Consider the following 12,151-nt stretch of genomic DNA (forward strand, 5'->3'; position numbering starts at 1 on the left):
GCTGCCTATTGCCAGCCCGGATATCCGCTCCATGCGCGGCGTATGCCAAGCTTGACGTAAATCCAGTCCAACACGGCATCGACGACAAGCATGCCGTTGACACCAAAGCCGGCCCTTGCCAGTGCATTAAAATGGGGTTGCAGATGGTCGCGGCCGCGATCTTCGCGCCACCAGGTCAGAATGCGGCGTACATAATAGCGGCGAAACGCAAGAAGCTGACGGCGGTAGTCGGTCCCGAAGGCGATCGGGCCGTGGCGCATGATGAGATCAAGGCCATCGCGCGTCCAGGCGCGGGTTTTGCCGGCATAATGTAAGGCGGTTACCGTATTCTCGTGTACACGGGTAAAGCCAAGCGCCTCGTGCACGAAACCGAAATCGCTGATCGCCAGCATCCGGAAGACCGTATCGAGGTCCCAACTGCCGTCCATGGCGCTGGCAAAAAGCGGTTCGAGCGCGTCAGTCACGCGCCGGCGCCACATCATCTGGACCGGCATCAAAATGCCCTGGCGCAGCAGCGCCATACGCATGGCGTCCTTCCCGGGAAAAACCGGCTTGCCGGGCGGCCAGAAGAAATCCTGAACGGCACCCGCACACTCATGCAGGCTGCCGATTACCCCGACATTCGGAAAGGTTTCGCCGAGCGCCGCCATCTTCGAGATCGACGTCGGGCTGAGCGTGTCATCGTCGCACAGATAGCGCACATAGACAGCGTCCCGGGGCACCAGGCGATAAGCTTTCGTCCAGTTTTCACGCTGATCCAGCGTCTTGTCATTGCGGAAGCAAAGGACAGGGATGCGCTTGTTCAAATAGGCGGAGACGATTTCTTCGGTATTGTCGCTGCTATTGTTGTCGAGAACGATGTGAACAAGATTTGGCCAATCTTGCTGCTGGACGGATTCCATCGTTTCAGCCAAGAACCGGCCGCCATTATACGTCGGGGTCACAACAGCGACAAGTGGCAAGGACATTCTACATTCCCCCACGTGAAGGAAACCCAACTAAGCACTAAGGCTATGTTATAGTTCAGGCGATGCGAGTCAATAATGGTCTGGCAAAGAATCTGATTTATTATTGCGATACTGTCGATTCTCTGTATAGCTGACTATCAAAGACCTTGGCAACATTCCTTTGCAAAGGCTATTTGAGCTTATCTGACGAGGGTTCGGCATCAGCCGTGGCTGACCTTGGACAGGTCATCATCATCATCGGTCACCCGAGACCGCCGCGGCGAGGCACATGAAAACCTTCGCTGTCGGCGAATTGAGGATAATACTCCACCAAGGCATTGCCTGCCGTTCCCGCGACCGGTTTCGCGAGTGCACCGGCGCAGTAGTAGATGAGGAAGGATCCGATCGTGTATTGATTAAGAAAATCGACTTCGAAGAAGGAGCGACTGACGAACAGTATGATGAGACCGAAGAGCACGACATCCTCGTTTCGCGCGCCTGACGACAGGAGGCGTCTGATATAACCAGCGAGGAGGCCAAGGATGATGGTGCCGAGCAGGACAAGTCCGATATAGCCAAGTTCGACCATGGTCTCGATGTAGGTATTATGAAAGTGAAAGCCCGTACGCGAGGCAATATAGAACTGCTGCCACAAGACCTCCGGTTGAGAAAAACCCTGGACCCAGAAACCCTGGAAACCGATGCCGAAGACAGGTTGTTCATGGGCGATCTCGAGGCCGCGCTGCCAAAGATACGTCCGCCCTGTCAATGTCGCATCCTTGCCGAAGATGCCGAGGATCGCTCCGAACAGCCCGGCACTCAGTGCAATCAACAAGGCGACGGCTGCTGTCGGAACGATCGACAGGAAGAGGACCATCCGATGCCGCGGTGAGAACTGCTTCAAGAAGACCGCAGCGACTGTTGCGGCAATCGTTGCGGCAATCGTAATCGTGGAGGTCGCAGACTGGGCCGCGTGGAGCGAAAAGGCGCCGAAGGCGCCCGACATCAGGGCCAGGATGCGCCACATCGTCTGCACGTGCAGAATGAAGACCAGCGAGAAGGAAGCAAAGACGCCGAGCGCGGCAAACATGCCGAGTTGGTTCTTCGATGCGAACGCGCCGATGAAGCTGTAGACACCATCAAGAGGATCGTAGCTGAAGTGCCCAAACAACAGCGAGTAGAGCAGCACCAGCGACGCGCCGAGGCTCATGCCCAAAATCATCGCCTTGACGGGCACGACCCGTGCGGCAACCAACGCGCAGACAATCGTTGAAAGGTATTGTAGCCCGCCGCGCAGGCTGAGCCCCGGAACCGCAGACCAGAAAAAGGATAGGCAGGCAAAGATGGAAAATGCAACAATCCAGTAGAGAGGCCGTGGATCGCCGATGACTGCGCGCGGATCCATGGCAAGAAGAGGCAGCCACACCAGATAGAACAACAGAATGAAGACGGAGCCAAACACCTGCGCATAGGCGATAAAAAACATCGTCGCGACCATCGCAAAGATCGCAAAGGGCGTGTTCCGTTCAGGCGATAAGAAAGCGTTGATACTGATACGCATGCCAACCTGCCGAGCCCTAGTCCTATGATTTTTCGTTGATGACGCTGACCTTGACCAAGTCTCCCGGCTGCACTGGCGTCGTCTCAGTTGCTGGAATCTCCTGGATCTTGCTTGCGACTGTTCGAACGATCGAATAGCTGACGAGCTTGACAGCGTCACTTCCGGTCAGTTGCGAGGCCGTTGGCGCATTCACCAGCGACTCGGCCATCAGTTGCCGGTACATCTGAAGCTGCAGCGCATTTTCGTCCAGCTGCGACTTGGTTTCCTGCATATCGAGCGCAATCTTCGATTTGCGCTCGTTCTTCAAGTCGATCGTGTCGAGTGCGGCCTTGTTCATTTCCTGCTTGGCGCGCAGTGTGGCAGCGTCGAGGTCGAGCAGGTTGCTCTGGGTATCGGCAAGCGTTGTCTCGAGCCCCAGCGCCCGGGAGCTGACGGCCAGACCCTGATTAACGAGCTTGGCGGTCCTTTCGAGCTCCTTCTTGTAAAGGTCCACCTGCCGGGCCTGGTTGTCGACTTTCTTGCTGAGCGAGGTGATTTCGTTGCCATAAAGGGTTTGCAGCTCATCGAGCCCTTTGAGGCGAAGGTCGAACGCATTGCGGTTCGTTTCCATGATTGCCATTTCATCCTCGACCAGCGTTTGCGATTGCGGGATGGCGGCAAGGTCCTCTGGAATCGCAATCTTCTCCTCACCGGCCTCCTCGGAGGCAAGTCGCGCTTTCTTCGCCATCAGACGGGCGCGCTCGGCAACAAGTACCTCGTAGCTGCCCTTGGCATTGATGAAGTCGCGTTCGAAACGCTGACCTTCGTCCAGCCCGCGACGCATGCCGCCGGCAAGACTGATTGCCTTCAGGACCGTCATTTCCGGATCGTAGGGGTATTTGCCGGGCGTGTGGACTTCTCCAGCTACGAAAATCGGCCGGAATTCGAGAATCTCAACCGAAGCTTCCGGCGGATCGGGAAGCCCGAAACGCTCCTGAAGGCTGCGGGCGATCTCGCGCGCCACCTCCGAGGTCGACCGGCCGGCTACTTTCAACTCGCCCGTAAAAGGCAGAGCCAGATCGCCGTTCGGACCCACGATGTATTCGCCGGTAATACTCGGCCACTCGCGAAACTGCCCCTCGGCAGTCTGCCACTCGACCACTCGGACGGACAGCTTGTCCATGATTCCCAGCTTATAGGGATCAGCGTGCGCAGGCGACAGAAACGCCAGATGAACAAGAAAGACGACTGCGGCAAGTGTTGCAAGGCACAGCCGTGGCAGCGCGCAAATGGCGTTACGCGCGGCAGGAGAGAGCTGACGAATTGACCTCATAGTTCTTTCCTTATCCTCGCCTGGCAAAGGCGTCGGCGTGCTAGCAGGCACCCCGCGCGAGCAGGACAACCGGCACGGTCTTCAGAATGATCCAGATATCGCCGACGAAGGACCAGTGCTCAACATACAGGCTGTCGAGTTGGATGCGTTCCTCGTAGGTCGTGTCGCTTCTCCCGCTCACCTGCCACTTGCCGGTGAGACCCGGACGCGAGCGGAGGTAGTGATTGCCGCGATCACCGTAAAGAGCCATTTCTTCGCCCATGATTGGACGAGGGCCAACCAGACTCATATCGCCGCGCAGGACATTGAGCAGTTGTGGTAACTCGTCGAGACTGAGTTTCCGCAGCACCTTTCCGGTGGTGGTTACCCTGATGTCGTGGCGCAGCTTGCGGGTCGTTGCCCATTCGGCAAGGGCGGCGGGATTTTCGGCCAGATAGGCAGCAAGCCGCGCATTGCTGTCGGTGACCATGGTTCGGAATTTCAGGCAACGGAATGACCTTCCGTTATGGCCAATGCGCTGATGACCGAAAAGAACGGGTCCGCGGTCATCAAGCTTTACGGCGATCGCGATCAGCAAGAAGAGTGGGGAAAACAGGACAAGCAGAACGAGGGAGCCGACAACGTCAAACACCCTTTTTCGCAGCCCGCCTATTGGCCTCACGGGTCGCCGCTGGGCGTAGTGCGGGAAAATAGAGGCATCGGTCAAGTCGACATCATGCTTCATCATGAAGCTCTCCGAAAGCATATCGTTAAGAAACTAGTAACAAAAACCTCAAAAAAATCAATAGAAAAGCGCAAGTGGTAGTCGAAATATACTTGATGTATCATTATGATACAGATTGTACCTGTCGCTCGCGCAGTTCCCAGGCGATATTCCACGAATCGCATAGAGGATATTATTCAAGTCTGGTTTGGGTGCGCCAAATCACATAGGCGCTATGCCGCTACTCAGCGGTTCGGTTTACCCCGGTGTCAGGTCCAGAGTTTCCACGGCGCCTTGCCGCTCTCCCAGGCCTTTTCGAGGACCATCTTGTCGCGCAGCGAATCCATGCTTTGCCAGAAGCCCTGGTGCCAGTGCGAGCCAACCTTGCCCATGTGAAGCGCTCTGTCCATCGGGCCCTCTTCCCAGACGGTGTCATCACCGTCGATGAGGTCGAAGACATCAGGCTCGCAGACGAAGAAGCCGCCGTTGATCAGACCGCCATCGCCAATGCGCTTTTCGCGGAAGGCATGGACACGCTGACCGTCGTCCGACAGGCCAAGCGCGCCATAGCGGCCCGGCTGGCTGACGGCGGTCAGCGTGATCCAGTTTCCGTTCGTCTCATGAAGCTCAATGGACGCGGCGATATCGGTATCGGAGACACCGTCGCCGTAGGTCAGAAGGAAGCGCCTATCGCCAATGACGTCGCGCGCGCGCCTCAACCGTCCGCCCGTCATCGTGTTTAGTCCGGTATCGAGCACGGTGACCTTCCACGGCTCCAACGCGCGGCGCAGCCACTTGAATTCGCCTGTCGCTAGGTCGACCGTGAAGTCGCTGTTTATCATCGCATAGTTGATGAAGTAGTCCTTGATGTAATCCGCCTTGTAACCGGCAAGCACAACGAAGTCGTTGAAGCCGTAATGCGAATAGATTTTCATGATATGCCAGATGATCGGCCGTCCGCCGATCTCGACCATAGGCTTCGGCCGAAGCGTCGTTTCCTCCGAAAGGCGGCTCCCGTAGCCTCCTGCAAATATGACAACTTTCATTGCGTCCCTCGTCATTTTGAATGGTTGCCCGCGCTATGCGGCGCTAAAGTAGCTGTGTCACATGATCCGGTTCAGCCAGGCATGGCTTCGCGCGTCCGAAGCGCGAGGTCCTTGAAGCCGGGACTGAAAGTAGCGGCGGCCGGATTGGCCGTGTAACGCAGGTCGGCACCAAGACTACCGCCGTCGATCGCCCGCGTAAGCACGTTCAGCCGCACGAGTTGCGAAGAGCGGTAATCGGGATCCTTCAAACCCGCCGCATCAAGCCCGGTCTTCAGATCAGCAATAGCGCCTGCAAGTGTTACTTCCGGCTGATGAGCCGGTGCCAGGCTCCGGTAGAGATCGAAATTAACCCGATAGGAACGCCGGTCCGGTGGAGCGTCCTTGTTGATTTCGACCACAGTCCCCGGAATCGAGGCGGCGACGGCCTCCGCGAGTTCGCGGACCTGATAGTTCCAGTCCTCGGAACCGACATTGACGGCCAGAAAATTCCCGCCATCCTGCCTGAGCAGCGCCCATTCGATCGCCCTTGCCATGTCGTTGACATGAATGAGCGGCCGCCAGGGCGTGCCGTCAGAGAGGACCGAAACCCGCCCGGTCTTCAGCGCCGAGGCCACAAAATCGTTGAGCACGAGATCGAGCCGCGTGCGCCCGGAAAAGCCACAGGCGGTCGAAAAGCGCAGAGCGCTGACCGTCATCTGGCTGTGGCGGGCGATCTCGCCAAGCCCGGTCTCGGCGGCGACCTTCGAGCGCGAATAGGCGGTTAGAGGATTGAGCTCATCTGACTCGGTGCGCGCGCCGCCCTCGGCAAATCCGTACATGGAGCAGCTGGAGGCAAAGACAAAGCTCTTTACGCCCATCCCGGCGGCGAGTTCGGCCGTTCTCAGCGTGGCACGATGGTTAATCTCGTCCGTCACCGCCTCAAAGCGGCCGCCCATCGGGTCATTGGAAACGGCCGCCAGATGCACCACTGCATCGACGCCCTCGAATAGCTCGGCAGGCAGGTCGCGGACATCGGCAAAGACCTGACTGTTAAGCAAACGCTCGGGCAGGCTTGCTTGGGTCAGGCAATGCGCGAAAAGGCCAGTATCGACGCCAACAAGCATGCAATCAGGCATCTCACGGCGCAGGTGAGAGACGACAGCGGGCCCGACGTAGCCCATGTTTCCTGTGATTAAGATCTTCATTTCAAACGCTCCGGAACTGGTGACTGTCATTGAAAATGGACATGGTGCAAACTAGGGGGTGTTGCTTCACGACCAACGTTGCATCGGATCAGTGCTTCTTGCGTGTCTAGTTAGAGCTCCTTCGATAGCTGCGCGCGCGCCTTTCGCTGTCGGCGACCTCTCGCCTTCATGATCGGCTCGCCATGCTCGAGGTAGTAACTCGCATATCGGGAAAAGAGCTTTTCGGAACTGCCAAGCCCGCCATAGGTTGAAAGTTTCTCCTGATCGGCCTTGTTGAGCACAACGCCCAGCACTTTCGCGGCGATCGCTGGTTCCTGTTCAAGTGTTGACTTCAAAAGGGCCCGCGGCGTGCCCCCCCATTCCGACACGAGCAGGAATCCATCGGCCAAGGGCTCAAAAGCCTTGGCATCAAAGACCGGCCCGATCGGTGGAAGATCGACGATTATATAGTCGAACATGGACCGGGCTTCTTCCAACACAGTTGCCATGGAGGGCCCCGAGATCAGCTCGCTCGTGTTGAAGACCTTCGCCTGGCGCGGTGTCGCGAGAAGGCTTGTACCCGTCTGCGGATCGACAACCAGAGTGTCTTGCCATCTGATTGTCCCAGCCAATGCCTCTGTCCAGCCGGTTTCAAACGGGATGCCAAGACCCTGCGTCAGCGAACCGCGTCTGAGATCGGCATCGATCATCAGCACCTTCGCTGGGCTGGATGCCACGAGTGTCGCGAAATTTGCCGCGACCGTCGTCTTGCCTTCGCCTGGCAACACCGAGACGACGCCGATCACTTTGCAGTTCTGGCTGCCAAGCATCGTGTCGGTCACGATCTTTGCATGCCGTATGGTCTCGGTAAATTTGGAACCGCCCGATTTGACCGCAAACCGCATCGTTTCGACATCGGGATTGGCGATCAGCCTCCTTTCGTCATCGGGAGAGGGACGCGTGGCCCCTGGAATCGGCGGCAGGTAACCCAAGAACTTCAGGCCGAGCGTCGTCAATTGCTCGCCAAGGCGGAATGTACCCTCCCTAACCTCGCGCCACAGGCCAAGACCGATACCGAAGATCGCACCGAGTATCAGCGAGCCGCCAAGCGTCAACGTGCGCTTCGGACTGGATGCATCGACCGGCGGCGAGGCAGGCGAGATGACGCGCGCTTCTGATATCGGGAACGACTGGTTCTGGGCCGTTTCCTGATATTTCGTCAGATAGGTCTTGTAGAGGTCGCTGATGGCTTCGGCGTTGCGTTCCAGATCCTTCAATTGCACGAGCGATTCGTTCGCGGCCGACGTTTGTCCAGTGATCTTCGACAGACCCTCCTTCAGCGATGCCTCCCGCGAGACCGCGACCTCATATTGATTGCGGTAGCTTTCCGTCATCTGCTTGAGCTCAAGGAATATCTGCCGCCCTACGTCGTCCTGCTCCTTACGCAGCAGGATTGCTTGCGGATGTTCGGGACCGAAACGGCGCTCGATATCCTGGGTCCGCTTGATGACGTTCAGATAGTGCGTTCTGAGTGTCGAAATGACCGTCGAGCCTTCCTGCTCGGAGACGGTTGCGGCATTGTCGACCGCAGTCTGCTGGCCGGCGGCGACGATTGCCTTATACTGGTTGTAGAGCGCAAGCGCCTTGGCGCTGTCCGCTTGGGCCAGGATGTATTGACCACTGATGTCGGAGAGCTGTTCTTCCGACAAGAGCGCACCTTTTGCTGAGGTAAGGCCGTTTTCGGCGCGGTAGCGCTCGACCTTCAGGGCCGCTTCCTGCGACTGCTCCTTCAGATCGGTCAGCCGAGCGCGCAACCAGACCGTTGCCCTTTGCGAAGCGTCGAAATTAGCATCGAGCTTGTCTGACAGGTAGGCCTCGGCATAGGCGTTAGCGATCTGCGCCGACAAGGCCGGGTCGGTCGATGTATAATAGAGGTCGATCACGAAGCTCTGCGGCTGCTGCTCGACCCTCAGATTTTCCATGAGAACTGCCACGGCAGTGCCTCTGCGCGCGTCGAGGCTATCGGCATTTGCCATCTCCATGCCCTTGCCGGCAAACAGGTCCATCGTCATTTTGGCAAGGCCCTTGATCTCCTGGGTGACCGAGACCGGAGGATTGATGAATTCGTGCTTTTCGTAAAGCTGCTGTTTGTCGACCACCTTTGCCGCAAGCGAGCTTGACCTTAAGATCGCCACCTGGCTCATGATCTTCTTGTCAGATTCCATGTTTGCAGGCGCCGGCGAAACGTCGCCAGCAAACCGGCTCAGATTGTCATCGATCAGGACGCTGGTGCCTGCCGTATAATAATAGGTTGCAAACACCAGCCGGGTAACACCGAGCAGTAGTCCAATGGCCGCGAAAAGGGCCACGAGCTTTGCCTGGCGCCTGGCGATCTGCATCAGGTGTTCGACGTCAATGAACTTCTCCCCGCCGACCTCAGCGTGCTTGGCCGTGCCCGGCTGACCGAGATAGGGGCGTACTGCCTCCTGCATCATCTTTGCCTTGCCCATGAACTCGTTCATTGCGACACCCGTCTAAAGGCCGAACTCGGTGTCTGCAGCGCCACCATCGCTCGCTTGAGACGTGCCGTGATCGGCATCTTGAGATGACGGGCTGCTGCCGGATTGCGCAGGACGTCCTTCACAGCATCCGCAACAGAACGCTGTTTGATATGATCAACGAGGGTCAGAAACGCAGCCGCCTCCTCAAGATTCTTAATTCTTCTGAGTTGTGCTGCGCGGGCTGCGGCATCCACCGGGAAGGTAGCCAGAAAATCACGATCCGCCCGAATCATGGCTTCGACGTCGTTCAGGTTCATGACGTGCGAGATCGAGCCCTTGGCGGAATGGTAGAGGTATCCTGCCTCCGGCTCAACGATGCAATATGCGCCGCGCGACAGCGTCCTTGCGAGGAACAGATAATCCTCGCCGATGCGCAGTTGATCGTCATAAGCAATGCCGTTTGCCCGAATAAAGTCGCGGCGAATGAGTGGCTTCAGGTAGCCAAGATTGAAGCGCCCGGCAAAGAGCATGTTGTGGTCGATGAAATGAGCAAGGCTCAAGTTCCCGAGCCGTGCTAGATCGGCCGTGCGGTGCAGAAGCCGCTCCTTGCCCTCCGACTTGATGACGAGGTTATCGACGACGGCGTCGACGGCCGGGACATCGGCGCACGTGAGGAGCCGTTTCGTCCTTTGAGGCAGGATCTCGTCGTCGGCATCGACAATCCCGATCCATCTGCCTCTCGCATCTGCGATCGCCGCATTGCGGGCGCCGCCAGGTCCGCGATTATCCGGCAGGCTGACGAGCCGCACCTTTTCGCTGCCGTAGGAGCGCACGATGTGAGCCGTCTCATCGACCGAGCAGTCGTCGGCAACAATCACCTCGACATCGACACCCTCCTGGGCGAGCACGCTTTCAATGGCGCGTGCGACCGTGCCTGCGGCGTTGTAGGCAGCAACGATGTAGGAGATGTCCGGGACGTCAGGCAACATGGGGATTGCTCCTTGCTGCTGGAACTGGCCCGCCGTAATGCATCGCTTCACGGACGCCAAGCAGACCGGCAACGACGCCGAGATGCAGAATTCCTCTCAAGACATAGCGCCAACGGTCGACTGGCAGGAACCATAAGACAAGGCTTACGGCAAAGCAGACCAGCGCCTTCAGTGCGGCAAGCACGATCTGCAGTGCCAAACCAGGTGCGGCTGCCGTCGTGCGCAGGACGCGTGCATGGCTCTGCCCGGAGCGGAACCGGCGCCCGGCGAGCCATCCGATTGAGGCGCGTTCCTCGGCAACCGGTTCGATGACCAGTGCCTTATCCGCAAATGCGATCTTGCCGCCGGTCGCGTGGAGGTCGGCAAGGAATGCCGTGTCCTCGCCGCCGCAGCGACCAAGCGCCAGGTCAAAGCGCCGGTCGCGGAAGGCTTCGGCGTTCCTGTCGAGCAGCAGATTGCAGGTGTATCCCGTCTTGATCTCGCCATTGACGAAAACCGGTTTCGTCGAGTGGAAATCGCCTTCGACCATGAACGCAGGAGCATCCTTGCCGTAGCGCGCCGACACAGGACCGAGCACGGCTGCTGCATTGGTCTGTTTGGCGGTGGCCAGCAGTGCCGTGAGCCAGCCTGGCGTGACTAGCTCGTCGTCGTCGACAAAGGCCAAATAGTCGCCTGTAGCCCGATCGAGGCAGGCATTGCGGGCAATCGATATGTTGCCGGCAGGGCAATGAAGGTAAATCACCTGATGCACAATCTTGGCCCTGATGGCCTCGACTGCATCTCTGGCGCTTTCTTCAACATCGTTGTCGGCGACGATGATGCGAAGGACGGCATGCTCAGGCACGGCAATCGCCGCAATCGAGGCCAGCGTGTGGCTGAGCGAGCTCCGCCGGTATGTGCAGACGGCAATTTCGACGAGAAGCGGCCGGCTCATGAGGCGCTCCTTTTTGGCCGAAGCGACAACATCTCGAGCCAGAAGCCGGTTGACCACGCCATATGCATGACCATTGCAATCAATCCGGCCAATGGTCCGTGTGGCATCTGCTGACGTACGCGAAGATAAAAGCCATAGCCGACACAGGTGAAGGCCCAGACGAAAGCTGGAACGATCGCCGCCCAGTAAAACAGCGCGAGCACGGTGCCAGCAACGGCGGGCGCGACTGTTAGCGGCAGCATTTGGCGTAAAGCCGGCATGGTCTTGTGTTTGCGGATATTGCGCGCCCGCCCGCGGCCGTAATTGAGATATTGACGAAACAGTGCAGCAACGCTTGCGCGCGGATGATAGACCATGCATGTCGTGCCGCTGATCCAGATCTTGTAGCCAGCCTTCCTCAAGCGGAAGTCGAGCTCGGCATCCTCATTGTGGGAAAAGGTCTCGTCATATCCGCCGACGGCGAGAAAGGTCCCGACGTGCATCAATGCGTGGTGGCCATGGTCGACGTAGCCGCCCGTCGACAGGTTGCGATGCGCAGAACCGCCGTTACCGATCTTGGAGTTCTGGGCAATCGCGGCTGCTTTCTGGATCGCGTTGAAACCGGTCGTTTCCAAGGCGACGACGACGGAGGCGGCGCCGGTCATCTCGGCATCGGCAATTAGTCGTTGGCAATAACCCTTCGGATATTCACCATGCGCGTCCATGCGCACAAAATATTCAAAATCACGGCCGTAGCGTGCCACGGCAAGATTGATCGCCGCACTTTGCAGGCGCTTCGGATTGTCAAGGAAGATGATGCGCGGATCGATGGCGGAGGCGGCCTTGATGATATCCTGTGAACCGTCCTTGCTGCCGCCATCGGCCACCACGATGCGCCAGTCCGGAGCCTGGAGCTCCATGCTCAGGGCGCTCAGAAGCGCACCAATATAGTTTCGCTCGTCAAGGCATGGAATGACGATCAAGCAGCAATCTTCTGGACATACGTGCTTTTTCAT

Annotated in this window: 10 protein-coding genes; all 10 read right to left on the reverse strand. The window is 58.1% G+C overall.

What is annotated here, in order from left to right; translation table 11 throughout:
* Positions 1 to 5: 5 nt before the first annotated feature.
* The 10 genes from N2599_RS25170 to N2599_RS25215 all read right to left on the reverse strand — a co-directional run bounded on the left by N2599_RS25170 (position 6) and on the right by N2599_RS25215 (position 12,151).
* A complete protein-coding gene (locus N2599_RS25170; protein WP_027511656.1) occupies positions 6 to 968 on the reverse strand; it encodes a glycosyltransferase family A protein in 963 nt (320 codons plus the stop codon).
* Positions 969 to 1,209: 241 nt separating this feature from the next.
* Positions 1,210 to 2,508, reverse strand: coding sequence for an O-antigen ligase family protein (locus tag N2599_RS25175; RefSeq protein WP_051336696.1), 1,299 nt, complete (start codon positions 2,506 to 2,508; stop codon positions 1,210 to 1,212).
* A 22-nt stretch (positions 2,509 to 2,530) separates the two neighbouring features.
* Positions 2,531 to 3,820 (reverse strand): polysaccharide biosynthesis/export family protein, encoded by a 1,290-nt coding sequence (locus N2599_RS25180; protein ID WP_027511655.1) that lies wholly within the window; start codon positions 3,818 to 3,820, stop codon positions 2,531 to 2,533.
* Positions 3,821 to 3,860: 40 nt separating this feature from the next.
* The gene (locus N2599_RS25185) at positions 3,861 to 4,547 is read right to left on the reverse strand and encodes a sugar transferase (protein ID WP_375714147.1); all 687 of its coding nucleotides are present in this window, start codon (positions 4,545 to 4,547) and stop codon (positions 3,861 to 3,863) included.
* A 245-nt stretch (positions 4,548 to 4,792) separates the two neighbouring features.
* Entirely contained in the window at positions 4,793 to 5,569 is a 777-nt protein-coding gene (rfbF, locus tag N2599_RS25190; protein ID WP_027511653.1) for a glucose-1-phosphate cytidylyltransferase, read from the reverse strand.
* A 71-nt stretch (positions 5,570 to 5,640) separates the two neighbouring features.
* Positions 5,641 to 6,753, reverse strand: a complete 1,113-nt coding sequence (locus N2599_RS25195) for an NAD-dependent epimerase/dehydratase family protein (RefSeq protein WP_063829618.1) — start codon at positions 6,751 to 6,753, stop codon at positions 5,641 to 5,643.
* Positions 6,754 to 6,863: 110 nt separating this feature from the next.
* Positions 6,864 to 9,254, reverse strand: coding sequence for a GNVR domain-containing protein (locus N2599_RS25200; RefSeq protein WP_051336695.1), 2,391 nt, complete (start codon positions 9,252 to 9,254; stop codon positions 6,864 to 6,866).
* The gene (locus tag N2599_RS25205) at positions 9,251 to 10,222 is read right to left on the reverse strand and encodes a glycosyltransferase family 2 protein (RefSeq protein ID WP_037142769.1); all 972 of its coding nucleotides are present in this window, start codon (positions 10,220 to 10,222) and stop codon (positions 9,251 to 9,253) included. Before N2599_RS25205 ends, N2599_RS25200 begins: the two co-directional genes overlap by 4 nt.
* Positions 10,212 to 11,156 (reverse strand): glycosyltransferase family 2 protein, encoded by a 945-nt coding sequence (locus N2599_RS25210; RefSeq protein WP_037142766.1) that lies wholly within the window; start codon positions 11,154 to 11,156, stop codon positions 10,212 to 10,214. The genes N2599_RS25205 and N2599_RS25210 overlap by 11 nt, the downstream gene beginning before the upstream one ends.
* Positions 11,153 to 12,151 (reverse strand): glycosyltransferase family 2 protein, encoded by a 999-nt coding sequence (locus N2599_RS25215; protein ID WP_027511652.1) that lies wholly within the window; start codon positions 12,149 to 12,151, stop codon positions 11,153 to 11,155. The genes N2599_RS25210 and N2599_RS25215 overlap by 4 nt, the downstream gene beginning before the upstream one ends.

The sequence above is a fragment of the Rhizobium sullae genome (assembly GCF_025200715.1).
GTDB lineage: Bacteria > Pseudomonadota > Alphaproteobacteria > Rhizobiales > Rhizobiaceae > Rhizobium > Rhizobium sullae.

What these genes read in the sequence shown, in the direction of transcription:
- N2599_RS25170 (WP_027511656.1), bottom strand. Translation starts at nt 968, where the DNA reads ATGTCCTTGCCACTTGTCGCTGTTGTGACCCCGACGTATAATGGCGGC.
- N2599_RS25175 (WP_051336696.1), bottom strand. Translation starts at nt 2,508, where the DNA reads ATGCGTATCAGTATCAACGCTTTCTTATCGCCTGAACGGAACACGCCC.
- N2599_RS25180 (WP_027511655.1), bottom strand. Translation starts at nt 3,820, where the DNA reads ATGAGGTCAATTCGTCAGCTCTCTCCTGCCGCGCGTAACGCCATTTGC.
- N2599_RS25185 (WP_375714147.1), bottom strand. Translation starts at nt 4,547, where the DNA reads ATGATGAAGCATGATGTCGACTTGACCGATGCCTCTATTTTCCCGCAC.
- rfbF (WP_027511653.1), bottom strand. Translation starts at nt 5,569, where the DNA reads ATGAAAGTTGTCATATTTGCAGGAGGCTACGGGAGCCGCCTTTCGGAG.
- N2599_RS25195 (WP_063829618.1), bottom strand. Translation starts at nt 6,753, where the DNA reads ATGAAGATCTTAATCACAGGAAACATGGGCTACGTCGGGCCCGCTGTC.
- N2599_RS25200 (WP_051336695.1), bottom strand. Translation starts at nt 9,254, where the DNA reads ATGAACGAGTTCATGGGCAAGGCAAAGATGATGCAGGAGGCAGTACGC.
- N2599_RS25205 (WP_037142769.1), bottom strand. Translation starts at nt 10,222, where the DNA reads ATGTTGCCTGACGTCCCGGACATCTCCTACATCGTTGCTGCCTACAAC.
- N2599_RS25210 (WP_037142766.1), bottom strand. Translation starts at nt 11,156, where the DNA reads ATGAGCCGGCCGCTTCTCGTCGAAATTGCCGTCTGCACATACCGGCGG.
- N2599_RS25215 (WP_027511652.1), bottom strand. Translation starts at nt 12,151, where the DNA reads ATGAAAAAGCACGTATGTCCAGAAGATTGCTGCTTGATCGTCATTCCA.